The organism is Pseudomonas sp. CH235, assembly GCF_004368175.1.
GTDB classification, from domain to species: domain Bacteria; phylum Pseudomonadota; class Gammaproteobacteria; order Pseudomonadales; family Pseudomonadaceae; genus Aquipseudomonas; species Aquipseudomonas paraglycinae.
On the sequence record NZ_RRZJ01000014.1, the window covers coordinates 109560 to 132842 of the forward strand.

Genomic DNA, 23283 nt, shown 5'->3' on the forward strand with positions numbered 1-23283 from the left:
CACAAGCCAGAAAACTGGCAAAAAAAAGACCCGGCAAAAAGCCGGGTCAAAAACCGTGATTAGCCTGATGAGGAGATAGTCCAGAAGACCGACCTAAGGTCTCTGGTCCATCGACTGATCTCGCGACCAGTTGCTTGCAATAATAATCATTATCATTTGCAAGTCAAATGTTTTTATCTGCGCGATTGGAAAATTCTTTCCCGTCCGTCCGAACTCCCGTCTTCAGCGAACTGCGCCATCGAGCGAGTGATCAACCATCGCCCGCGCCATGTCCACCATGTGCACGACCGAAAACGCCAGATCCCGATTGACGCCCTGCAGGCCGTCCGCCGCCTTGAACGCCGTCGCTGCTGCACATCGCAGCAGATCGGAGGCGTGGACCAGGGATTCTTCGCCGCTCAGATTGCTGTTTACGCCGAAAAAGCGCTCATCCACTTCCGGTTCTGACACAGCTGGTTTCAAGTAATAGTCCAACGCCCGTTGCGCAGCGGTGCACCCTTGCGGGGACGTGAAGGTGGTGTCCATTTGCAGGTCGGGCAAGTCTTTGCTGGTGATATTCATGGTGAAAGGTCACTCCTTGGTCGATTCAAATCCGTGACTCAAGCATAGTACTATCAGTATTTGTGACCAGAATTTAAATACTACAATATGTGTTTTGCCGGCCGCAGGCGTCCACGTATGGTGCCGCACATGGATAAATGGATTGAGTTGGTCAAGGCCAAAATGAGTGAACTCAACGTCACTCAAGTCGAGCTCGGCGAGCGCGTCGGCATGTCTCAGGGCGGTATCGGCCATTGGCTGAACAAGCGCCGCGAGCCCGGCATCACGCAGATGAACCGCGTGCTGAAAGCGCTGGGCATGGAGTATCTCGAGGTCGCGGTGGTGATTCGCGAACCGCAGATCGATGCGGATGACGAAATGCCTCTGGCGCAGAAGTACAACCCTTACTTTCGCTACCCGGTCAGCGAGTGGAATGCGCCGGTCGAGGCCCGTGAGAGCCAGCCAGCGTATTCGAGTGCCAAGGACAAGCGGCGTTTCGAACTGACGGATTACCACGCCCGTGGCCCGGCGTTCTGGCTTACCGTGATGGGGAATGCGATGACTGCGCCCACGGGGCAGAGCATCGGCGAAGGGATGATGATTCTGGTGGACCCGGCGCTGGAAGCCGAGCCCGGAAAACTGGTGATCGCCCAGTGGCCTGACAGCGACGAGGCGATTTTCCGCAAACTGATCGAAGAGGGCGGCCAGCGTTACCTGGTGCCGCTCAATCCGACTTGGCCGAAAGCCTTGTTGACCGACGAGTGCCGAATTATCGGCGTCGTGGTTCAGGCAACGGCCAAATACTAGTCAGATCGATCCTCGCCAGGCGTAGGATCGATCCATCTTTCAAGCTTCTTCCAGTTCGACCAGTGCGCTGCCTTCGCTGACCATTTCGCCTTCCTGGCAATACAGCGCCTTGATCACCCCGGCGTGGGGCGCGCGGATGCTGTGCTCCATCTTCATCGCTTCCAGCACCACCAGTTGCGCACCGGCTTCAACCGATTGCCCGGCCTCCACCAACACTCGGACGATGCTGCCGTTCATCGGCGCCGTCAGACCACCCTGATGGCTGTGACTGGCTTCGACAGCGCTGATCGGGTCGTACGTTTCAACGCGCCGCAACTCGCCGTCCCATTGCAGAAATAGCACCTCTTCACGACGAATCGCCCGCAGCTGCCGACGCAGCCCGTCGTGCTCGAGTATCAGTTGCTCGCCGATCAGTTTTGCACTGCCGCCAGCACCGAGCGTCAACGCCCGATCCTGCCCCTCGCAACTCAAATGCAGCGTGATTTCCCGTGGCAACCCGGTACGTAAACCACTGTGTAGCGCCCAAGGCGAAGCCGGATCATCCGCCCGAGCCGTCCCCGGCAGGCTCTGCGCAAAAGCCTGCGCCGCCGCATTCCAAAATTCATCGCTCAGCGCAGCAGGTGTTGGCAGCAACTGATCCTGATAACGCGGAATGAACCCGGTATCCAGTTCCGCCGCCGCAAACGCCGGATGCCCGATGATCCGCCGCAGGAAGTTGATGTTGGTCTTCAACCCGCCAATCGCAAACTCGTCGAGCATGCTCAGCAGCCGTAAACGCGCCTGCTCACGATCTTCGCCCCAGGCAATCAGCTTGCCGAGCATCGGGTCATAGAACGGCGAAATCTCATCGCCTTCCTCAACACCGCTGTCCACACGGCGCCCCGGTCCTGCGGCGGATTCTCGATACAGATCCAGACGCCCGGTCGCCGGCAGGAAATCATTCGAAGGATCTTCCGCGTACAGCCGAACCTCAATTGCATGCCCGTTCAACGGCACCTGATCCTGAGTGATCGGCAGCGCTTCGCCACGGGCGACGCGAATCTGCCAGGCCACCAGATCGAGCCCGGTGATGGCTTCGGTCACCGGGTGCTCGACCTGCAACCGCGTGTTCATCTCCATAAAGAAGAACTCGCCGCGAGCGTCCAGCAAAAACTCCACCGTGCCAGCGCCGACGTAACCGATGGCCTGCGCCGAACGCACGGCCGCTTCGCCCATCGCACGACGCAGCTTCGGACTCAGCCCCGGTGCCGGCGCCTCTTCAACGACCTTCTGGTGCCGACGCTGAATCGAGCAGTCGCGTTCATTCAAATACAGGCAATTGCCATGTTGATCGGCAAACACCTGGATTTCCACGTGACGTGGCTTCAGCAGGTATTTCTCCACCAGCATCCGAGAATCGCCGAACGACGATTGCGCTTCACGCTGGGCCGAAGCCAGCGCCTCAGCCAGTTGGCTGACGCCTTCAACGACCTTCATACCCTTGCCGCCACCGCCAGCGGTGGCCTTGAGCAGCACTGGATAACCAATGCGCTCGCAAGCATCGCGGAAGGTGTCCAGATCCTGAGCTTCGCCGTGATATCCCGGAACCAGCGGCACGCCAGCAGTTTCCATCAGGGCCTTGGCGGCGGATTTGCTGCCCATCGCGTCGATGGCCGAGGCGGGCGGGCCAAGGAAAATCAGGCCGGCGGCTTCAATGGCGCGAGCAAAACCAGCGTTCTCCGACAGAAAGCCATAACCCGGATGAATCGCCTGAGCACCGCTGGCCTTGGCCGCTGCGATCAATTTATCGATTTGCAGATAGCTGTCGGCCGCTTTGCTGCCGCCCAGATCGACGCGGATATCCGCTTCGCGGCTGTGCCGCGCTTCGCGGTCGCTGGCGCTGTGCACGGCGACGGTGGTCAGGCCCAAAGCCTTGGCGGTACGCATGACCCGGCAAGCGATTTCGCCACGGTTGGCCACCAGCAGGGTGGTGAGAACAGGTGCGCTCATCAACGCGGCTCCTTGGTGGTGGTTGCGGCTTGCCAGCTCGGCGGACGCTTCTGCAGAAAGGCCCGCAGACCTTCCTGGCCTTCCGGACTGACGCGGATGCGGGCGATGGCGTTTTCGGTGTAGCGGCGCAGGGCCGGCGTCAGCGCGCCGTTGCCGACTTCACGCAGCAGATCCTTGCTGGCGCGCATGGCGGCGGGGCTGTTGAGCAGGAGGTTGTCGATCCATTGTTCGACTTTCTGTTCAAGCTCGGTCGCCGGATAGCTTTCCGACAACAAACCGATTTCCCGCGCCCGCTGCCCGCCAAAACGCTCGGCCGTCAGCGCATAACGCCGCGCCGCGCGCTCGCCAATGGCTTGCACCACGAACGGACTGATCACCGCCGGCGCCAGGCCGATGCGCACTTCCGACAGACAGAACTGCGCGTCATCGGCGCCAATCGCCATGTCGCAGCAACTGATCAGACCCAGCGCGCCACCGAACGCCGCGCCTTGCACCACGGCCACGGTCGGGATTTTCAGTTTGGCGAGGTTGTACATCAGCTCCGCCAGTTCCCGGGCGTCGTCGAGGTTGGTGTGGTAATCGAGTTCGGCCGATTGCTGCATCCAGGCCAGATCCGCGCCAGCGCTGAAGTGTTTGCCGCGTCCGCGTACCAGTAAAAAGCGCAGGCTGGCATCACTGGCGATCTTGTCCAGCGCCAGGATCAGTTCGCGGATCATTTCGGCGTTGAACGCGTTGTTCTTTTCTTCGCGGCTCAGCCACAGGGTTGCGAAACCCCGTGGATCGCTGTGCAATTCGAGGGTGTTGAAGTCGCTCATGAGGTTCTCCCGATCACATCCGGAACACGCCGAAGCGGCTCGGTTCGATAGGCGCGTTCAACGACGCGGACAAGGCCAGGGCCAGTACATCGCGGGTCTGCGCCGGGTCGATGACACCGTCGTCCCACAGTCGTGCGCTGGAGTAGTAGGGGTGACCCTGTTCTTCGTACTGGTCGAGAATCGGTTGCTTGATCTCGCTTTCCTGTTCCGCACTGAACGCCTGACCGCTGCGTTCGGCCTGCTCGCGCTTGACCTGAACCAGCACGCCGGCCGCCTGTTCGGCGCCCATCACGCCGATCCGCGCGTTCGGCCACATCCACAGGAAACGCGGATCGTAGGCCCGCCCGCACATGCCGTAGTTGCCTGCGCCGAAGCTGCCGCCGATGATCACGGTGAATTTTGGCACCTTGGCGCACGCCACCGCGGTCACCAGTTTGGCGCCGTGTTTGGCGATGCCGCCGGCTTCGTATTTCTGGCCGACCATGAAGCCGGTGATGTTCTGCAGGAACAGCAGCGGGATGCCGCGCTGGCAGGCCAGTTCGATGAAGTGCGCGCCTTTCTGCGCGGCTTCGGCGAACAGGATGCCGTTGTTGGCGAGGATCGCGATCGGGTAGCCGTGCAGGTGAGCGAAACCGCACACCAGCGTGGTGCCGAACAGGGCTTTGAATTCATCGAACACCGAACCGTCGACCAGTCGCGCAATCACTTCGCGCACATCGAACGGCTGCTTGGCATCTGCCGACACCACGCCGTACAACTCGTCGCTGGCGTACAGCGGCGCAATCGGCGCGCGCTGCTGCACTTCGCCGAGCTTGCGCCAGTTGAGGTTGGCGACGCTGCGGCGGGCGAGGGCGAGGGCATGCTCATCGCTTTCGGCGTAGTGGTCGGCAACCCCGGACGTCTTGCAATGCACATCGGCCCCGCCGAGTTCTTCGGCGCTGACCACTTCACCGGTCGCGGCTTTTACCAATGGCGGGCCGGCGAGGAAGATCGTTGCCTGATTGCGCACCATGATCGCTTCGTCGGCCATCGCCGGCACATAGGCGCCGCCGGCGGTGCAGGAACCCATGACCACGGCAATCTGCGGAATGCCCATGGCGCTCATGTTGGCCTGGTTGAAGAAGATTCGCCCGAAGTGCTCGCGATCCGGGAACACTTCGTCCTGACGCGGCAGGTTGGCGCCGCCCGAATCCACCAGATAAATGCACGGCAGACGGTTTTGCTGGGCGATGGTTTGGGCGCGCAGGTGTTTCTTCACGGTCAGCGGATAGTACGAACCACCTTTCACGGTCGCGTCGTTGGCGACGATCATGCACTCGACGCCTTCCACGCGACCGATCCCGGCAATCACGCCAGCGGCCGGCACGTCTTCGCCATACACAGCGTGGGCGGCCAACTGACTGATTTCCAGAAACGGCGAGCCCGGATCGAGCAAGCGGTTGATCCGCTCACGCGGCAGCAGTTTGCCGCGCGAGGTGTGACGTTCCTGAGCTTTCGCGCCGCCGCCCTGGGCCACTTGGGCGAGCAGGGTGTGCAGGGCGTCGACCTGTTTGAGCATCGCCGCGCTGTTGGCGGCGAACTCCGCTGAACGAGGGTTGAGCTGGGTATGCAGGATAGCCATGGACAGCTCCGTTTAGCGGGTTTCGTTGAACAGTTCGCGACCGATCAGCATGCGACGGATCTCACTGGTACCGGCGCCGATTTCGTACAGCTTGGCGTCACGCAGCAGACGGCCGGCCGGGAATTCGTTGATGTAGCCGTTGCCGCCGAGAATCTGGATCGCATCCAGGGCCATTTGCGTGGCTCGTTCGGCGGTGTAGAGGATCACGCCGGCAGCGTCCTTGCGCGTGGTTTCGTTGCGCTCGCAGGCCTGGGCCACGGCGTAAAGGTAAGCGCGGCTGGCGTTGAGTTGGGTGTACATGTCGGCGACTTTGCCCTGGATCAGTTGGAATTCGCCGATGCTCTGGCCGAACTGCTTGCGGTCATGGATGTACGGCACGATCAGGTCCATGCACGACTGCATGATCCCGGTCGGGCCACCGGACAGCACGACGCGTTCGTAATCGAGGCCGCTCATCAGCACTTTCACGCCGCCGTTGAGCACGCCGAGGATGTTTTCTTCCGGCACTTCGACATCATCGAAGAACAGCTCGCAGGTGTTGGAGCCGCGCATGCCGAGCTTGTCGAACTTGTTGCTGCGGCTGAAGCCTTTCCAGTCACGTTCGACGATGAACGCGGTGATGCCGTGCGGACCTTTTTCCAGGTCGGTCTTGGCGTAGATCACGTAAGTGTTGGCGTCGGGACCGTTGGTGATCCAGGTCTTGCTGCCGTTGAGCACGAAACGGTCGCCGCGTTTATCGGCGCGCAGTTTCATCGAGACCACGTCGGAACCGGCGTTCGGTTCGCTCATCGCCAGAGCGCCGACGTGCTCGCCGCTGATCAGCTTCGGCAGGTATTTGGTTTTCTGTTCGTGGTTGCCATTGCGGTTGATCTGGTTGACGCAGAGATTGGAGTGGGCGCCGTAGGACAACGCCACGGAAGCCGAGCCGCGGCTGATTTCTTCCATCGCCACGACGTGCGCCAGGTAACCCAGGCCAGCGCCGCCGTACTCTTCCGGCACGGTGATCCCGAGCAGGCCCATGTCGCCGAACTTGCGCCACAGATCGGCAGGGAACAGGTTGTCGCTGTCGATCTGCGCGGCACGCGGGGCGATCTCCTTGGCGACAAAGGACTGAACCTGATCGCGCAGCATGTCGATGGTTTCACCGAGGGCAAAGTTCAGGGAGGGGTAGCTCATGGGTCACCTTTTGGCTTTTTTGTAGGGTGGGGAGAAGGGCGTTTCAGTTCTCACCTTTACGTTAACGTAAGCCTGTGACGAATGGCTGTCAATCACCCTTTACGTTAACGTCAACTTGAGCGAGAGTAGAGCCAGTTCTGAATGGTCGGAGCTGCCGCAGCTCCGTTCCAACACCCACTAATAAAGACAATAGGGGTCGTCATGGATCAACCCAGTGCAAACCCGCAGCGCAGCTACACCCGCGGTTCCCAGAGCAAAGCCTTGCTGGCGATGACCATCGGGCAGAGGTTCGACGAGACCGTCGCGCAGTACCCGGACGGCGAGGCGCTGGTGGTGCGCCATCAGCAGCTGCGTTACACCTGGCGGCAACTGGCCGACGCGGTAGACGTGCATGCCAGAGCGCTGCTGGCGTTGGGTTTGCAGACCGGTGACCGACTTGGCATCTGGGCGCCGAACTGCGCGCAGTGGTGCATCGCTCAGTTCGCCACCGCGAAGCTCGGCGTAATCCTGGTCAACATCAACCCGGCCTACCGCAGCTCCGAACTCGAATACGTGCTCAAGCAATCCGGCTGCCAATGGTTGGTCTGCGCCGGGGCGTTCAAGAGCTCCAACTATCACGGCATGTTGCAAGGCTTGCTGCCGGAACTGGCCGAGCAATCCATCGGCGAACTGCGCAGCGAGCGCCTGCCGGAGTTGCGCGGCTTGATCAGCCTCGATCCGCAGCCGCCTTCGGGTTTTCTCCCGTGGTCGCAACTGGCCGATCTGGCCGCCAGTGTCTCGCCAGCACAATTGCGTGAACGCAGCGACAGCCTGCACTTCGATCAGCCCGTCAACATTCAGTACACCTCCGGCACCACCGGTTTCCCCAAGGGCGCGACCCTCAGTCACTACAACATCCTCAACAACGGTTACATGGTCGGCGAAAGTCTCGGCCTGACCGCTGCTGATCGCCTGGTGATCCCGGTGCCGCTGTATCACTGCTTCGGCATGGTCATGGGCAACCTCGGCTGCATCACCCACGGCAGCACCATGATTTATCCCAACGATGCCTTCGATCCACTGCTGACCCTGAGCACCGTCGCCGAAGAAAAAGCCACCGCGCTGTACGGCGTGCCGACCATGTTCATCGCCATGCTCGATCAGCCACAACGTGCCGAATTCGACCTGTCGACCCTGCGCACCGGGATCATGGCCGGCGCGACTTGCCCAATCGAAGTGATGCGCCGGGTCATCAACGAGATGCACATGAGCGAAGTGCAGATCGCCTACGGCATGACCGAAACCAGCCCGGTCTCGCTGCAGACCGGCCCATCCGACGAACTGGAGCTGCGCGTCACCACCGTCGGCCGCACCCAGCCACAACTCGAAAGCAAAATCATCGACGAGGCCGGCAACCCGGTGCCACGCGGCACCATCGGCGAACTGTGCACCCGTGGTTACAGCGTAATGCTCGGCTACTGGAACAACCCGAATGCCACCGCCGAAGCCATCGACGCAGCAGGCTGGATGCACACCGGCGACCTGGCGAGCATGAACGACGAGGGTTATGTGTGCATCGCCGGCCGTAACAAGGACATGATCATCCGTGGCGGCGAGAACATTTACCCGCGTGAACTGGAAGAGTTCTTCTTCACCCATCCAGCGGTGGCGGACGTGCAGGTGATCGGCATTCCTTGCTCGCGTTACGGCGAGGAAATCGTCGCCTGGATCAAATTCCATCCCGGCCACAGCGCGACCGAACAAGAACTGCAAGCGTGGTGCAAGGAGCGCATCGCCCACTTCAAGACGCCGCGGTACTTCAAGTTTGTCGAGGAGTTTCCGATGACGGTGACGGGCAAGATCCAGAAATTCCGGATGCGTGAGATCAGTATCGAGGAGTTACGTAGCAACGAGGGCTGACGATTAGAGCTTTCGAAGCCAGGGCGCGCACCCTGGCTTCGAAAGCGGCGCTTATTGCTTTACTTCTACATTTTCCAACGCCTGATTAACCGCTAACTCCCCCAACCTCACCACTTGCGCAATGCCCAGCAGAGTCTTGCGGTTCGGCCCTTCCAGCAGGCCGGCAAAGTCACCGAGCATGACCGTGGCTGACGCGAGGGATTCGCAGGCGTTGGCCAGCAGGGATTCAGTGTCGGTTTGCGGGTTGACCATGAACATGTCGTTGGGGGTGTAAGGCGTGGCCATGATCTGGGCTGCGGGGGTCAGGTAATAGTCGAGGGCGCGTTCGGCGGCGTCGTGGAGCTTTCTAGAATCGGGAAACTCGTAGGGGGACACCGGATCTTCTAACGGTGGAATGACGGTCTTGGACATCAGCTGGAACTCCGGAAAAGAGTCGCTTGAGGATTTTTATAGACGGCTGCCAGGCAGTGAGGGGACAAGCCCCTCACCGAGGCGGCAACTACCGCGAGACGTGATGGTTATCCAGCACACGATTGACCAGCAGCTCACTCAGCATGATGACCTGCTGCAGAATCTGCATCGCCTTGCGCTGCGACGGATCGACGGTTTCGCCAATATCCCGGGCCATGTCACTGGCCGACGACAGCGTTTCGCACGCTTCGACCAGCAGCGTTTCGTCATCCATCGTTGGATTGACCAGATAGATCTTGCCGGGCTTGCGCGATGGCTTGGACGTCTTCTGCGCCCCAGGATCGAGGTAATGATTGATCGCCCGCTCGGTGGCCGTTTTTATGTTTTCGGCTTCGAGTGCGGCGTCGTAGGGGATTGAATCGGTTTCTGGTGGGTTTGGTGTGGCTTTGAACATACGTGTAACTCCTATCGCAGATCTCAGGGAGCCATCACCCACGCTACCAAACGATGGGTGGCGGCCATACGCGGGTTGGTAGACCGGCTGCAATAGGAACCCGGCGCTCACGAATGAGCCCCACGCATGACCACCATAAAACAGAGCCCCCAAAAGGGCCTGCATACGGTGTTGCCATACAGCTATTACAGACGGGCTACCAAACCCGATCACTGTTTTTCAGTGACAGGGAAACGATATAGCCCACCCCATAGCCGCGTAAGCCGGCGGATTCTGGCGTACGCGTAGGCAACGACGCAAGGTGTTGTAGCCCTCGTGGCGTAACGGTTCGTGTACTTTAAACGCCCATGCGGCGTCGTGTTTACACACAGCGAAAGCCGTAAACCCTCCGTGTTTTTTTGGGGATTACTTGTATGTGGGGGCTAGATCGAGAAGGGGGAGGAGATCCGTCGCGGACAATTTCAGAACGCCAGACAGCACAAAGGGGAGCCGAAGCTCCCCTTTAATTTTGTCGTCGCGTGCTCTTTTTTATTATTGAGGGGCGGTCTGTTGTTGTTTTTGGCAACCGTGGCCCTTTACCGCTGTTTTTTGGCGACCCCCATCCGGGGTCAAGAGCAAACGTATTTTTTTGAGCGCTGATCTGCTTTCTCGTCTAGCGATCCAACCGATTCGGGAGCTACCTGAAGGTAGTTTTATTGTTCTCTGCCCGGTTGCGGGTCATTCCAAGGAATACCCTGAAAAGCACACCTTCTCCAAAAAAATCTGTTAGCTGCGTCTCTGCCGTGTTGTTTTTGTTATGTCAGAGTCGGTACGTCTTATTTTTATTGGTTTGCTGCTTTTTATTCTTGTTATGCCATAGAGATAGCAGAAGCCGTGCCAACTTTTAAAAAACCTTTTAAATCAAGGGTTTGAGATTTTTGAAGGATTTATCCTTCAGGCAAAACCAGACAATTTGTTTCCGTGTTACTCGCTTGTGCCCACGTTTCGCGCTCGGCGGTAACACCATCCCCTCACTGTGCGCTGCGAGCCTTGGCCACGCGCGAACCGGTCGGGCGACCCAGCACCGCACTGATCTGCTGGCCGGCGGCAATCAAGGCGTCGAGGTCGATACCGGTCTCGATGCCCAGGCCGTTGAGCAGGTACACCACGTCTTCGGTGGCGACGTTACCGCTGGCGCCCTTGGCGTACGGGCAGCCGCCGAGGCCGGCGATCGAGCTGTCGAACACCGCGATGCCTTCCAGCAGGCTGGCGTAGATGTTGGCCATGGCCTGGCCGTAGGTGTCGTGGAAGTGGCCGGCGAGTTTCTCTCGCGGCACCTGCTTCGAGACCACTTCGAACAGCCGGCGGGTGGCGCCCGCAGTGCCGGTGCCGATGGTGTCACCCAGCGACACTTCGTAGCAGCCCATCGCGTACAGCTCGCGGGCGACCATGGCCACTTGTTCCGGGGCGACCTCGCCTTCATAAGGGCAGCCCAGCACGCAGGACACGTAACCGCGCACGGTAACGCCGTGCTGTTTCGCCGATTCCATGATCGGCGCGAACCGCGCCAGGCTTTCGCTGATCGAGCAATTGATGTTGCGCTGCGAAAAGGCTTCGGACGCGGCGGCAAACACGGCGACTTCCTTGACCCCGGCGGCCAGCGCATCCTCAAAACCGCGCAGGTTCGGCGCCAGCGCGCCATAGGTCACGCCGGGCTTGCGCTGGATCTGCGCGAATACATCAGCGGAACCGGCCATCTGCGGCACCCACTTGGGCGAGACGAAACTGCCGACTTCTATATAGCCGAGGCCGGCAGCGCTCAAGGCGTCGACCAGTTGCACCTTGTCGGCGACGCTGATTGGCTGGGCTTCGTTCTGCAGGCCGTCACGCGGGCCGACTTCGATCAGGCGTACTTGGGAGGGGAGGGACATGGCGTTGACCTGTTGTAGTTGTCGGGAGGCTATTGCGCGACTTGCTGACTCTTGAGCGTCTGCTCCAGCGCCTGCACGCAGCGTTCTTCGGCGGTGTCGAGTTCCAGCTTCATCTGTTCGATGTCCAGCAGTTGCTGTTCAAGCTGTTCCCGGCGTTCGCTGATTTTCGCCAGCATGCTGTTGAGTTGTTTGGTGTTACCGCTGGAAGGGTCGTAGAGCTCGATCAGCTCGCGGCACTCGGCTAGGGAAAAACCGATGCGCTTGCCCCGCAGGATCAGCTTCAGGCTGACCTTGTCGCGCGGCGAATAGATGCGTTCCTGGCCTCGGCGCTCAGGGCTGAGCAGGCCTTGTTCTTCATAGAAGCGGATCGCCCGGGTGGTGATGTCCAGCTCGCGGGCGAGGTCGGAAATGCTGTAGGTCTGGCTGCTCATGAAAGCGCTCGAAGAAGGGGCTTGGCGCTAAGCTAATGGCAGGTTGACGTTTACGTCAAGTGGCGGGCGCCTGCAGCTTGTCGAGCTTCTTCTCGTGCGCTGTCACTTGCTGGCACAACTCGATCATCTGCTCGCGCATCCAGCGGTTGGCCGGGTCCTGATCGGTGCTTTCGTGCCAGTACAAATGGGTTTCCACCGGCGGTACATCGTTGACCGGCAGATTGAACGCATGCAGGTCATGGCGCCGGGCGAACCGCTCCGGCACGGTCATCACCATGTCGGTCTGCTGCAACACCTGGGACGCCATCAGATAGTGCTGCGAGCGCAGGGCGATCTTGCGCTGGATGCCCATCTTGCCCAGCGCCAGATCGACATGGCCCAGACCACTGCGCCGGCTGGAAATATGAATGTGGGTCAGCGACAGGTAATCGTCGAGGGTGAATTTTTCCTTGGTCGCCAGCGGATGACCCTTGCGCATGGCGCAGACGTAACGGTCTTCCATCAGCTTGACGTGGCGCACCTGCGGGTCGGTGTTGAGCGGCGCGTCCACGGCAAAGTCGAGGCGGCCGGCGGCCAGTTCCTTGGTGGTTTCCCGGCGTTTGGACAGAAAGCTTTCGATGATCACAGTCGGCGCCAGGCGACGCAGGCGCTGGAACAGCGGCGGCAGAATCACAGCCTCAGTCAGGTCGGTCATGCTGATACGGTAAGTCTTGACTGCTTGCGAGGGGTTGAAAATGCGGCTTTCCTGAACCGATACCCGCAACAGCGACAGCGCGTTGCGCACCGGGCCGATGATGTTCTGCGCCATGGGCGTCGGCACCATGCCCTGGGCGGTGCGTACGAAGAGCGGGTCGTTGAAGGTCTCGCGCAACCGCGCCAAAGCGTTGGACACCGCTGGCTGGGTAATGCCGACAATCTGCCCGGCGCGGGTCAGGTTGGCTTCGGTGTAGATCGCGTCGAAGACGATGAAAAGGTTGAGGTCGACCTTGCTCAGATTCATTACGCGGCTCTCTTGTTATAGGTGGATGGCGCGGGTCAGGGCGGCCAGGAAAATCAACCAATCATATATCGGTGATGAATGTTTATACACGCCGAGAATAGGCTAGGTAAATTATCAACGCTGTTCTAGCATCGATTGCATGACTTAAACAACCTGCCGAAAAAAGGTAATTGCTCATGGATTTCGCTTATTCGCCCAAGGTGCAAGAACTGCGTGAGCGCGTGACCGCGTTCATGGACACTTACGTTTACCCGGCCGAAGCCGTGTTCGAACGCCAGGTCGCAGAAGGCGATCGCTGGCAGCCGACGGCGATCATGGAAGAACTCAAGGCCAAGGCAAAGGCTGAAGGGCTGTGGAATTTGTTTCTGCCTGAGTCGGAGCTGGGTGCTGGCCTGACCAACCTCGAATACGCGCCGTTGGCGGAAATCATGGGCCGTTCGCTGCTCGGGCCCGAGCCGTTCAACTGCTCGGCGCCGGACACCGGCAACATGGAAGTGCTGGTGCGTTACGCCAACGAAGAACAGAAACAGCGCTGGCTCGAACCGCTGCTGCGCGGCGAGATCCGCTCGGCGTTCGCCATGACCGAACCGGACGTTGCGTCCTCCGACGCCACCAACATGGCCGCCCGCGCCGTGCGCGATGGCGACGAGTGGGTCATCAACGGCAAGAAATGGTGGACCTCCGGCGCTTGCGATCCGCGCTGCAAGATCCTGATCTTCATGGGCCTGAGCAATCCCGATGCCCCGCGCCATGCCCAGCACTCGATGATCCTGGTGCCGGTCGACACCCCCGGCGTGAAGATCGTCCGTCCGCTGCCGGTGTTCGGTTACGACGATGCACCCCACGGTCACGCCGAAGTGCTGTTCGACAACGTGCGGGTGCCGTACGAAAACGTCCTGCTCGGTGAAGGACGCGGCTTCGAAATTGCTCAAGGTCGCCTTGGCCCAGGCCGGATTCACCACTGCATGCGTTCGATCGGCATGGCCGAGCGTGCACTGGAACTGATGTGCAAACGTTCGGTGAGCCGTACTGCATTCGGCAAACCGCTGGCGCGTCTGGGCGGTAACGTCGACAAGATCGCCGACTCGCGGATGGAAATCGACATGGCACGCCTGCTGACCCTGAAAGCGGCGTACATGATGGACACCGTGGGTAACAAAGTCGCCAAGAGCGAAATCGCACAGATCAAAGTCGTGGCGCCGAACGTCGCGTTGCGGGTGATTGACCGGGCGATCCAGATTCATGGCGGGGCAGGGGTGTCGAACGATTTCCCGCTGGCCTACATGTACGCCATGCAACGTACCCTGCGCCTGGCCGACGGCCCGGACGAAGTGCACCGCGCGGCGATCGGCAAGTTCGAGATCGGCAAGTATGTGCCGAAGGAAATGCTGCGTAGCGAGCGCTGATTACAGACATTCCGCGTCAGCCCTGATCGTTCCCACGCTCTGCGTGGTAACGCAGCCATGGACGCTCTGCGTCCACTGTGACGCGGAGCGTCACGGCATGCATTCCCACGCAGAGCGTGGGAACGATCACCGGCCTGACGCCTCGCTGTGGGAACGATCAGTGGTTCGACGCTCAGTAAACCCAAACCTCAACCCGCCGATTCTTGATCCTGCCTTCATCCCCGCTGTTGGTCGCCACCGGCATCAGCGCGCCAAACCCGCGCACCTCGCGCAATACCACGCCGTTTTTCACCAGCTCCCTGCGTACCGCCATCGCCCGCAGCTTCGACAGCAAATCCGCTCGCGCCGGGTCGTCCTTGGCGTCGCCGAATCCCACCAGTGTTACCGCGCGGTCGGTCTTGTCGTGGTGCTTTATATAGTCGAAAACCCGGGCCAGATCCTGGCGGGCCTTGTTGTCGAGGCTGGCGCTGCCTTCTTCGAAACGGAAGTTCACGGTCAGACGCTGGGCGTGGCGGCTGAGGGATTGATAACCCTCGGGCATCAGCGCATTCGGCGTGACGGCGATGGCCTGCACGGTCTGGGCGATAAAACCGTTGGCCGCGACAATCGCCTGGCCCCGACGGCTCTGCGCAAACTCCACCAACGCCCTGGCCCACGGATTGTTGCTGTCGGGCGGCAGATAGAAGAACAGCCGCCGGGACAGCGGATAGTCTTCGGTGGCGATCAGGCTGGCGAGCGGCAGCATCGCCTGAGATTGCCCGTCAACAATCGCCACGGCCTTGGCCTGTCGCACATAGGGCAGGCCGATGAAACCGATGGCCTGCGGATCGGCACTCACGGCGTCGGACAACTGCTCGCTGGATTCAAACCGTTTCGCGGCATTGCTCAGGGATTTCCCACGACGGCTGAGGACAAGTTCCTTGAAGGTGTCGTAGGTGCCGGACTGATCATCCCGCGCATATAAATGAATCGTCCCACCCTTGCCGCCGACGTCTTCCCACGTTTTCGCCTCGCCACTGAAGATCCGCGCCAGTTGTTCGGTGTTCAATTGATTCAGCGGATTGTCGGGATGAAGGATGATCGCCAGGCCATCGATGGCGATGACCTGCTCGGCGTCGGGGCTTTTCAGATCGCCCCGGGCTTGCAGGTTCAGCAGTTCGCTGTCCTTGATCGGGCGCGAGGAGGCGGCCAGATCGGCGCTGGCGTTCTTGAGTGCAGTGAAACCGGTGCTCGAACCGTGGGCGGCGATCTCCACCACGACTCTTTGGCCTTGGGCCGTCAGGCCGACGACCCGCTGTTCATTGGCGGTGTCCGGGGTTTCGCTGTGGACTTTCAACAGTCCCTGATCTTGAAGCAGGCCTTCCACCAGCGCTGGGCCGAGCGCCGCGCCGATGGTGTTGGAACCCTGGATGCGCAATACCGGGCCGTTCTCGGGAATGGGCAACGCCGCAAACCCAACCTGCAGCCAGGCGCTCAGGAGAAAGACGAACAGAACACGCAGGGTCATGCCGGCACCGATTGCAGCCAAGGGGATTGCCGGGGAGATTAAGTCAGTGAGGTTGCTGAAAGATGACAGGGCAGAAGATCACAACCTCTGGCTGTGATCTTCTGCTTCAAGCGGGTCAGCTCAATTCCAGCCAGATCGGCGCATGGTCCGAAGGCTTTTCCATCCCGCGCAGTTCATAGTCGACGCCGGCGGCTTTCACCCGTGGCAGCAAACCGTGGGACGCCAGAATCACATCGATGCGCAGGCCACGTTTCGGCTCGTCTTCAAACCCGCGGCTGCGGTAGTCGAACCAGCTGAACGTGTCGGTCACGTCCGGGTTCAGGTGACGGAAACTGTCGGTCAGGCCCCAGTTTTTCAGGCGGGCCATCCACTCGCGCTCTTCCGGCAGGAAGCTGCACTTACCGGTTTTCAGCCAGCGCTTCATGTTGTCCGGGCCGATGCCGATGTCGCTGTCTTCCGGGGAGATGTTGACGTCGCCCATCACCACCAGCGGTTGTTCATTGTGGAACTGGCTTTCCAGCAGGGCTTGCAGGTCGCTGTAGAAACGCTGCTTGGCCGGGAATTTGGTCGGGTGGTCGCGACTTTCGCCCTGTGGGAAATAACCGTTCATGATCGTCACCGGCACGCCGTTGGCGTCGGCGAATGTGCCCCAGATAAAGCGCCGCTGCGCGTCTTCTTCATCGGTGGCAAAACCTTTGTGTACGGCAATCGGTTCCTGGCGCGAGAGCAGGGCAACGCCGTAATGACCTTTCTGGCCGTGGAAATACACGTGATAACCCAGGGCCCGCACTTCATCCAGCGGGAACTGGTCGTCGTGGACCTTGGTTTCCTGCAGGCCGATGACGTCCGGCTGATGCTTTTCGATCAGCGCCGCCAGCTGATGCGGACGGGCCCGCAGTCCGTTGATGTTGAAGGAAACGATCTTCATGGTCGGCAGTCCTGGCAAAAGGGCGATGCTAGCTGACATGTAGGATCTGGGCCAGCGTGGCGGTAGTCCATATGCGCTGCTAATGTCTTTCGGGTGTGGGAACGATCCCTTCAGCCCAAGGCTCGTATAACAAGAACGGGGCCTGTTGAGTCCCGTCCAGGGAGAATCACCGTCATGCCTGAAACCCAAACCGCCATCGCCGACATCCACATGCTCGACCGCGGCTATTCCCGGGAAGCGCGATCCCTTCTTTATCAGGCTTACCGCCACGAGCCGACCTTCGCTTACCTGTTCGAAGCCGAGCGTCCGGGTTACGAACAACGGGTGCGCGCCACGGTACGGGAGCTGGTCAAACAGCATTTTTTGCAGGATCTGCCCGCCATCGGCCTGTTAGTCAACGATCGCCTGATCGGTATCGCCCTGATTGCACCGCCGCAACGGCGCCTGGGTGTTACCGAGAGTTGGGCCTGGCGTTTGCGCATGGTGCTGAGCACCGGTTTTCGTTGCACACGTCGCTATCTGGAATATCACGCCGCCGTTGAGGCCTGCGTGCCGACCGACTCGGTGCACATGCTGCCGCTGCTCGGCGTGCATCCGCAATTTCAAGGCAAACACTTCGGCGAACAGCTGCTACAAGCGGTGCACAACTGGTGCGCGGTGGACGAAAGCTCCCAAGGCGTGATCCTCGACACCGGCAACCCGCGTTACCTGGAGTTCTACAAGCGTCAGGGTTACGAGGAAATCGGTGAAGTGGCCGTCGGCCCGGTGCGCGAGCACGTGTTTTTCCACGCCAACCCACAGGTGTTACAAACAGCAACGGGATGACCGTCGAACTTTTGGGGGAATTTCCTGTTCTATCACGCTCCCAAGCCCGTGATAGCATCCGCGCCTATGAAGTTTCCAGGAAGATTTACCAGTGGCGTGCTCATGCTGTTAACCAGCTGCGCGGCGCTGGCGCAAAGTGAATTGGATGTGCGGATCAAACCGTCCAACGATGAACTGAAAGCCAATATAGAAGGCTATATCGGCAGCCTCGGCGATCGTGACGAAGAAGCCTTGCAGCGCTTCAGTCGCGGCGCCGAAGAGCAGGCGCGCAAGGCCGCCCAGGCCTTGGGTTATTACCAGCCGCAGATCGAAAGCGACGTCAAGGGCGGTGAAAAACCGCGTCTGGTGCTGAACATCGATCCCGGCGAGCCGATTCGCCTGCGCAACGTGACCGTGCGTGTTGACGGCCCGGCGGCCTCTCTCAAATCCTTTCGAGTCCCGAAAAGTGACGTGCTCAAGCCCGGCGCGGTGCTCAACCATGGGCGTTACGAAGACGCCAAGCGTTTGATCCAGAACCAGGCGTCGCGCTATGGCTTCTTCAGTGGCCGTTTCACCAGCCAGAAATTGATGGTCGATCCCCGCGCCGGAGTCGCCGACGTGGAATTGATCTACGAAAGCGGCCCGCGTTACGCGCTGGGCAAGGTCAGCTTCGAAGGCGACACCCCGTTCGACGAAGACCTGCTGCAACGCATGGTGCCGTTCAAGGCCGGCGAGCCGTATGACTCCGAGCTGATCGCCGAACTCAACCGCGACCTGCAATCGAGCGGCTATTTCGAAGGCGTGCGGGTCGACGCCGCGCCGACCGCCGCCAAAAACGACGTGATCCCGGTGGACGTCAAACTCGACACCCGCAAGCCGCGCACCATGGGCCTGGGTCTTGGTTATTCCACTGACGTCGGCCCGCGAATCAAGGCCAACTGGACCCGCCATTGGGTCAACCCGCAGGGCGACAGTTATGGCTGGGAGGCCGAACTGTCGGCGCCACGACAAAACGTCGGCCTGTTCTACGACATCCCGCTGGACCCGCCGTTGACCGACAAACTGCGCTGGGCCGGCGGTTATCAATATGAAGACATCGACGGCTCCGACACCTTGAGCAAGCTGCTGACCTTCGGCCCGGAGTGGCACAGCAAATTGCCGAGCGGTTGGCAGCGGGTGATCTCGCTGAAATGGCAGCGCGAGGAATACCAGCTCGGCGACGACTCCGGCCTGAGCACCTTGCTGATGCCCGGTGTCAGCTATTCCTACCTCAAGAGCGACAACCGCATCGATCCGCACAATGGCTATCGCCTGACCTTCGAAAGCAAGGTTGCGAAAGAAGGCCTAGGCTCGGACAACAACCTGGTTTACGGCACGGCGCTGGTCAAAGGCCTGACCACCGTGTTCGACAAGCACCGCTTGCTCGGCCGGATACAGGTCGGCGGCAGCGCCACCAACGGCTACAAGTCGGTGCCGCCTTCACTGCGCTTCTTCGCCGGTGGCGATCAGAGCGTGCGTGGTTACGACTATCAGAGCCTGTCGCCGGAAAACTCCGAGGGCGACCGCATCGGCGGGCGCTACATGGTGGCCGGCAGCGTCGAATATCAATACTCGATCGCCGAGAAGTGGCGCGTGGCGACTTTCGTCGATCAGGGCAACTCCTTCAACAAACTCGAACTGCCGAACCTCAAGACCGGGGTCGGTATCGGTGTGCGCTGGGTTTCGCCGGTGGGGCCGATCCGCCTCGACCTGGCCCATGCGCTGGACGACGATGGCGGCATCCGGCTGCACTTTTCCATGGGGCCTGAGCTGTGAAGCGTGGTTTGAAAATATCCGCGCTGGCGCTGTTGTCGCTGGTGCTGCTGATTGTATTGAGCATTACCGCTGTGCTCGGAACGCAGGCCGGCAGCCGTTGGGTGCTGGGTCTGGTGCCGGGCTTGAGCGTCGACAATTTCCAGGGTCGGCTCGGCGGGCAATGGAGCGCCGATCACCTGTTGTGGCAGCAGGACACCAGTCGCGTCGAGCTGAGCAAACCGATCTTCGAATGGTCGCCGCTGTGCCTGACGCGCATGACCCTGTGCATCCAACAGCTCAAGGCCGATACCGTCAGCCTGCAATTCCCGCCGAGCGAAGAAGTCACTGAAAGCGGTCCGATCACACTTCCTGATCTGCAATTGCCCGTGGCCATCGAGTTGGGCGATGTGCAGGTCGGCAGCCTGTTGTTCAACGGCAGCGAAGAGTTGAAAGGCCTGCAACTGGCGGCGCACTGGACCGCCAAGGGCATGCAGATCGACAGCGTGAAACTGCAACGCGACGAGTTGAGCCTGAACCTGTCCGGTCTGTTGCAACCGACCGGCAACTGGCCGCTGAACATCGCCGGTGATCTGACCTTGCCGTCGCCGGCTCCCGAGCCGTGGACGCTGGCGCTGAAAATCGACGGCGACCTGCTGAAAACCCTCAACCTGCACGCCGACAGTCGTGGCTACCTGAACGGCCAGTTGAGCGGCGAGCTGCAACCGTTGGCGGAAAACCTGCCGGCCAAGGTGCGGATCACCTCGGAGGCGTTCAAGCCGAGCGCCGATCTGCCGGACACCCTGCAATTCAATCAACTGCTATTGACCGGCGAAGGCGACCTGAAAAACGGCTACCAACTCCTCGGCAATGCGACGCTGCCTGCCGATAAAGGCCCGGTGGCGTTGCTGCTCAAAGGCAAGGTCGACGCCAAAGGTGCGCAGATTGCCGGCCTCGATCTGACGGCCAACGACAAGCAAAGCCTCAAGCTGACCGGCAATGTCGACTGGAGCAAAGGCCTCAGCGCCCAGGCCAACATCAACTGGCTGGATTTTCCGTGGCACCGGCTCTATCCGGAGATCGACGAGCCGCAGGTCACGTTGCGTACCTTCACGGGCGAAGTCTCCTACACCGACGGTCAGTACCTCGGTAACTTCGCCGCCGCCGCAGATGGGCCGGCGGGAGCGTTCACCCTGAGCAGTCCGTTCAGCGGCAATCTCAAGCAGATCTTCCTGCCACAACTGAAACTCGAAGCCGGGCAGGGCAAGGCCGAAGGCCATGTGAACGTGCAGTTCGCCGATGGCATTGCCTGGGACACCGCGCTGGAATTGTCGGCGCTCAACCCGGCGTATTGGGTCGCGGAATTGCCGGGCACGCTGGCCGGCCCGTTGAAGAGCAAAGGCGAAATGAAGAACGAGCGCCTGAGCCTGAATGCCGATCTCGATCTGAAAGGCAAACTGCGCGGCCAACCGGCGATCCTGCAAGCCAAGGCTGACGGCGCGGGCGAGCAGTGGAATCTGAATGCCCTGCAAATCCGCCTCGGCGACAACAGCATCAACGGCAAGGGCAGCCTGCAACAGAAGCTCACCGGGCAGATCGATATCAAACTGACGCGCTTGGCCCAGCTCTGGCCGCAACTGCGCGGGCAGATCAACGGTCGGGTCGATGTCGCCGGTACGCTCAAGGCGCCGCAGGGCAAGCTCGGCCTGCAAGGTTCGCAACTGGCGTTCCAGGACAACCGCCTGCAAAGTCTCAACCTCGATGCCACCCTCGACAGCGCGCAACGGGCGAAAATCGATCTGAAGGGCAGCGGCATCCAGGCCGGCGACACGTCGCTGGGCACCCTGACCGCCAGCGCCCAGGGCGATATCAAAAACCAGAAACTCAACCTCGACCTGCTCGGGCCGAAGCTCAAACTGGCGTTGGGTCTGGACGGCAATCTGGACAAGGGCAACTGGCGCGGGCGTCTGGCCAGCGGCGACATTCAGGCCGGCGGCCAAGACTGGAAGCTGCAAAACCCGGCCAAACTCGAACGTCTGGCCGACGGCAAGATCAACTTTGGCGCCCATTGCTGGATGTCCGGCAATGCCAGCCTGTGCGGTGAAGATCAACGCCTTATGCCGGAGCCGAAGCTGCGTTATCACCTCAAGCAGTTCCCGATCGAAAGCCTGGCGCAGTGGTTGCCGAAGGATTTCGCCTGGCAGGGCAAGCTCAACGCCGACCTGCAACTGGACCTGCCGGCCAGCGGCCCGAACGGCCAGATCAGCGTTGATGCCAGCGGCGGCACCTTGCGCATGAAGGAAAAGGATCAGTGGGTCGACTTCCCGTACCAGACCCTCAAGCTCACCAGCAAACTCACGCCCAAGCGCATCGACACTGATCTCAACTTCGTCGGCGGCAAGCTCGGTGAATTGATGGTGCAGGCGCAGATCAATCCGCTGCCGGCGAGCAAACCGGTCAGCGGCTCGTTCCGCCTCAGCGGACTCGATCTGTCGGTGGCACGGCCGTTTGTGCCGATGGTCGAGAAACTCACCGGGCGCCTGAACGGCAGCGGCACGATTTCCGGCGGGCTGCTCGCGCCGCTGGTCAACGGCACCGTGCAGCTTAGCGACGGCGAAGTGTCCGGGCCGGAGTTGCCGATCGAGCTGCAAGCGTTGCAACTGCAAGCGGTGATCGCCGGTGAAGCCGTGCAATTGAACGGCGGCTGGAAAAGCGGCAAGAGCGGGCAGGGCAGTCTGAACGGCAACATCGCCTGGGGTCAGGCGCTGGTGGTGGATCTGGCGCTCAAGGGCACGCAATTGCCGGTCACGGTCGAGCCCTACGCGAAACTGGAAGTAGCGCCGGACCTGAAGATTTCCATGGCCGGCGATGAGCTGGCGATTGCCGGCAAGGTGCTGGTACCGAAAGGCGAAATCACCGTGCGCGAACTGCCGCCATCGACGGTGAAAGTCTCCGATGACACGATCATCGTCGGCGCGCAGACCGAAGAGGGCAAGCCGCCGCTGGCGATGAAAATGGACATCGACGTGGTGGTCGGCCAGGACAAGTTGAGCTTCGCCGGGTTCGGCCTGACCGCCAACCTGCAAGGCCAGGTGCACATCGGCGACAACATGGACACCCGTGGCGAGCTGTGGCTCAACGACGGACGCTACCGCGCTTATGGTCAGCGCCTGACGGTGCGTCGCGCGCGTCTGCTGTTTGCCGGCCCGATCGATCAGCCATATCTGGACATCGAAGCGATTCGCCAGACCGATGATGTGATCGCCGGTATCCGCCTGAGCGGCAGCGCCGAGCAGCCGACGACACAGATCTTCTCGGAACCGGCCATGAGCCAGGAACAAGCGCTGTCTTATCTGGTGCTGGGGCGTCCGCTGAGCACCACCGGCGAGGACAACAACATGCTCGCGCAGGCGGCGCTCGGTCTGGGTCTGATGGGCAGTTCCGGGGTCACCAGCAGTCTGGCCAGTGATTTGGGCATTCAGGACTTCCAGCTCGACACCCAGGGCAGCGGCAACACCACCAGCGTGGTGGCCAGCGGCAACATCTCGGAAAAACTCAGCCTGCGTTACGGCGTCGGCGTGTTCGAGCCGGCCAACACCATCGCCTTGCGCTACAAGCTGAGCAAGAAGGTCTACCTCGAAGCCGCCAGCGGCGTGGCCAGTTCGCTGGACATCTTCTACAAGCGGGATTTCTAGCCCGCGTTCCCCCTGGCCGGATCGTGTCACCACAATCCGGCTTTTTTCTGGATGTATTAGACTGACCGCAGCTTGAAGGGCGCCGTTTGCGGCTGCCCG

At 60.8% G+C, this 23283-nt stretch carries 18 protein-coding genes; 6 read left to right on the forward strand and 12 right to left on the reverse strand.

Annotated elements, in window-relative coordinates; all coding sequences use genetic code 11:
* Positions 1 to 222: 222 nt before the first annotated feature.
* Positions 223 to 561, reverse strand: a complete 339-nt coding sequence (locus EIY71_RS16655) for a DUF6124 family protein (RefSeq protein ID WP_134022343.1) — start codon at positions 559 to 561, stop codon at positions 223 to 225.
* A gap of 129 nt (positions 562 to 690) precedes the next feature.
* Here EIY71_RS16655 and EIY71_RS16660 point away from each other — a divergent pair, with 129 nt between their 5' ends.
* Positions 691 to 1347, forward strand: coding sequence for a LexA family transcriptional regulator (locus EIY71_RS16660; RefSeq protein WP_085746264.1), 657 nt, complete (start codon positions 691 to 693; stop codon positions 1345 to 1347).
* A gap of 39 nt (positions 1348 to 1386) precedes the next feature.
* Here the strand turns inward: EIY71_RS16660 and EIY71_RS16665 are convergent, their stop codons facing one another.
* From EIY71_RS16665 to EIY71_RS16680, 4 genes are read right to left on the reverse strand one after another with little or no spacing between them, the layout of a single operon-like run.
* Positions 1387 to 3336 (reverse strand): acetyl/propionyl/methylcrotonyl-CoA carboxylase subunit alpha, encoded by a 1950-nt coding sequence (locus EIY71_RS16665; RefSeq protein ID WP_134022345.1) that lies wholly within the window; start codon positions 3334 to 3336, stop codon positions 1387 to 1389.
* On the reverse strand, positions 3336 to 4151 hold the full coding sequence (locus tag EIY71_RS16670) for a gamma-carboxygeranoyl-CoA hydratase (protein ID WP_102687159.1): 816 nt from the start codon (positions 4149 to 4151) through the stop codon (positions 3336 to 3338). The genes EIY71_RS16665 and EIY71_RS16670 overlap by 1 nt, the downstream gene beginning before the upstream one ends.
* A 13-nt stretch (positions 4152 to 4164) precedes the next feature.
* On the reverse strand, positions 4165 to 5772 hold the full coding sequence (locus tag EIY71_RS16675; RefSeq protein ID WP_085745948.1) for a carboxyl transferase domain-containing protein: 1608 nt from the start codon (positions 5770 to 5772) through the stop codon (positions 4165 to 4167).
* Positions 5773 to 5784: 12 nt separating this feature from the next.
* Positions 5785 to 6948 (reverse strand): isovaleryl-CoA dehydrogenase, encoded by a 1164-nt coding sequence (locus tag EIY71_RS16680; RefSeq protein WP_064597789.1) that lies wholly within the window; start codon positions 6946 to 6948, stop codon positions 5785 to 5787.
* A gap of 201 nt (positions 6949 to 7149) precedes the next feature.
* On the opposite strand from EIY71_RS16680, the gene EIY71_RS16685 reads away from it, so the two are divergent.
* Positions 7150 to 8847 carry an AMP-binding protein gene (locus EIY71_RS16685; RefSeq protein WP_134022347.1) on the forward strand — a complete coding sequence of 566 codons (1698 nt, stop codon included), beginning with the start codon at positions 7150 to 7152 and terminating at the stop codon, positions 8845 to 8847.
* A 51-nt stretch (positions 8848 to 8898) separates the two neighbouring features.
* Here EIY71_RS16685 and EIY71_RS16690 read toward each other — a convergent pair whose 3' ends face one another.
* The 5 genes from EIY71_RS16690 to EIY71_RS16710 all read right to left on the reverse strand — a co-directional run bounded on the left by EIY71_RS16690 (position 8899) and on the right by EIY71_RS16710 (position 13053).
* On the reverse strand, positions 8899 to 9258 hold the full coding sequence (locus EIY71_RS16690; protein WP_134022349.1) for a DUF6124 family protein: 360 nt from the start codon (positions 9256 to 9258) through the stop codon (positions 8899 to 8901).
* A gap of 88 nt (positions 9259 to 9346) precedes the next feature.
* The gene (locus EIY71_RS16695) at positions 9347 to 9712 is read right to left on the reverse strand and encodes a DUF6124 family protein (RefSeq protein WP_085745951.1); all 366 of its coding nucleotides are present in this window, start codon (positions 9710 to 9712) and stop codon (positions 9347 to 9349) included.
* A gap of 1010 nt (positions 9713 to 10722) precedes the next feature.
* Positions 10723 to 11622, reverse strand: coding sequence for a hydroxymethylglutaryl-CoA lyase (locus tag EIY71_RS16700; protein ID WP_007951509.1), 900 nt, complete (start codon positions 11620 to 11622; stop codon positions 10723 to 10725).
* A 29-nt stretch (positions 11623 to 11651) separates the two neighbouring features.
* The gene (locus EIY71_RS16705; RefSeq protein ID WP_007951507.1) at positions 11652 to 12053 is read right to left on the reverse strand and encodes a MerR family DNA-binding transcriptional regulator; all 402 of its coding nucleotides are present in this window, start codon (positions 12051 to 12053) and stop codon (positions 11652 to 11654) included.
* Between the two features lie 55 nt (positions 12054 to 12108).
* Positions 12109 to 13053: a LysR family transcriptional regulator gene (locus EIY71_RS16710; RefSeq protein ID WP_011334997.1), complete on the reverse strand. Its 945-nt coding sequence runs from the start codon at positions 13051 to 13053 to the stop codon at positions 12109 to 12111.
* A 176-nt stretch (positions 13054 to 13229) separates the two neighbouring features.
* Between EIY71_RS16710 and EIY71_RS16715 the strand changes: the two genes are divergently transcribed.
* Positions 13230 to 14459, forward strand: coding sequence for an acyl-CoA dehydrogenase (locus tag EIY71_RS16715; RefSeq protein WP_041075051.1), 1230 nt, complete (start codon positions 13230 to 13232; stop codon positions 14457 to 14459).
* A gap of 172 nt (positions 14460 to 14631) precedes the next feature.
* On the opposite strand, the gene EIY71_RS16720 is transcribed toward EIY71_RS16715, so the two are convergent.
* A complete protein-coding gene (locus tag EIY71_RS16720) occupies positions 14632 to 15966 on the reverse strand; it encodes a substrate-binding domain-containing protein (RefSeq protein ID WP_134022358.1) in 1335 nt (444 codons plus the stop codon).
* Between the two features lie 115 nt (positions 15967 to 16081).
* The gene (gene xthA, locus EIY71_RS16725) at positions 16082 to 16894 is read right to left on the reverse strand and encodes an exodeoxyribonuclease III (RefSeq protein WP_085612688.1); all 813 of its coding nucleotides are present in this window, start codon (positions 16892 to 16894) and stop codon (positions 16082 to 16084) included.
* A gap of 174 nt (positions 16895 to 17068) precedes the next feature.
* Here xthA and EIY71_RS16730 point away from each other — a divergent pair, with 174 nt between their 5' ends.
* The 3 genes from EIY71_RS16730 (at position 17069) to EIY71_RS16740 (ending at position 23184) form a co-directional block, all read left to right on the forward strand.
* Entirely contained in the window at positions 17069 to 17719 is a 651-nt protein-coding gene (locus EIY71_RS16730; protein WP_007951503.1) for an N-acetyltransferase, read from the forward strand.
* A 66-nt stretch (positions 17720 to 17785) separates the two neighbouring features.
* Entirely contained in the window at positions 17786 to 19513 is a 1728-nt protein-coding gene (locus tag EIY71_RS16735; protein ID WP_085745954.1) for an autotransporter assembly complex family protein, read from the forward strand.
* A complete protein-coding gene (locus EIY71_RS16740) occupies positions 19510 to 23184 on the forward strand; it encodes a translocation/assembly module TamB domain-containing protein (RefSeq protein WP_134022351.1) in 3675 nt (1224 codons plus the stop codon). Before EIY71_RS16735 ends, EIY71_RS16740 begins: the two co-directional genes overlap by 4 nt.
* The last annotated feature ends 99 nt before the right edge of the window (positions 23185 to 23283 follow it).

Excerpts from the sequence above, each read along its gene's own strand:
- EIY71_RS16700 (WP_007951509.1), bottom strand. The coding sequence starts at position 11,622 with ATGTCCCTCCCCTCCCAAGTACGCCTGATCGAAGTCGGCCCGCGTGAC.
- EIY71_RS16735 (WP_085745954.1), top strand. The coding sequence starts at position 17,786 with ATGAAGTTTCCAGGAAGATTTACCAGTGGCGTGCTCATGCTGTTAACC.
- EIY71_RS16710 (WP_011334997.1), bottom strand. The coding sequence starts at position 13,053 with ATGAATCTGAGCAAGGTCGACCTCAACCTTTTCATCGTCTTCGACGCG.
- EIY71_RS16665 (WP_134022345.1), bottom strand. The coding sequence starts at position 3,336 with ATGAGCGCACCTGTTCTCACCACCCTGCTGGTGGCCAACCGTGGCGAA.
- EIY71_RS16670 (WP_102687159.1), bottom strand. The coding sequence starts at position 4,151 with ATGAGCGACTTCAACACCCTCGAATTGCACAGCGATCCACGGGGTTTC.
- EIY71_RS16720 (WP_134022358.1), bottom strand. The coding sequence starts at position 15,966 with ATGACCCTGCGTGTTCTGTTCGTCTTTCTCCTGAGCGCCTGGCTGCAG.
- EIY71_RS16685 (WP_134022347.1), top strand. The coding sequence starts at position 7,150 with ATGGATCAACCCAGTGCAAACCCGCAGCGCAGCTACACCCGCGGTTCC.
- EIY71_RS16705 (WP_007951507.1), bottom strand. The coding sequence starts at position 12,053 with ATGAGCAGCCAGACCTACAGCATTTCCGACCTCGCCCGCGAGCTGGAC.
- EIY71_RS16730 (WP_007951503.1), top strand. The coding sequence starts at position 17,069 with ATGCCTGAAACCCAAACCGCCATCGCCGACATCCACATGCTCGACCGC.
- EIY71_RS16675 (WP_085745948.1), bottom strand. The coding sequence starts at position 5,772 with ATGGCTATCCTGCATACCCAGCTCAACCCTCGTTCAGCGGAGTTCGCC.
- EIY71_RS16695 (WP_085745951.1), bottom strand. The coding sequence starts at position 9,712 with ATGTTCAAAGCCACACCAAACCCACCAGAAACCGATTCAATCCCCTAC.
- xthA (WP_085612688.1), bottom strand. The coding sequence starts at position 16,894 with ATGAAGATCGTTTCCTTCAACATCAACGGACTGCGGGCCCGTCCGCAT.
- EIY71_RS16690 (WP_134022349.1), bottom strand. The coding sequence starts at position 9,258 with ATGTCCAAGACCGTCATTCCACCGTTAGAAGATCCGGTGTCCCCCTAC.
- EIY71_RS16655 (WP_134022343.1), bottom strand. The coding sequence starts at position 561 with ATGAATATCACCAGCAAAGACTTGCCCGACCTGCAAATGGACACCACC.
- EIY71_RS16680 (WP_064597789.1), bottom strand. The coding sequence starts at position 6,948 with ATGAGCTACCCCTCCCTGAACTTTGCCCTCGGTGAAACCATCGACATG.
- EIY71_RS16715 (WP_041075051.1), top strand. The coding sequence starts at position 13,230 with ATGGATTTCGCTTATTCGCCCAAGGTGCAAGAACTGCGTGAGCGCGTG.
- EIY71_RS16660 (WP_085746264.1), top strand. The coding sequence starts at position 691 with ATGGATAAATGGATTGAGTTGGTCAAGGCCAAAATGAGTGAACTCAAC.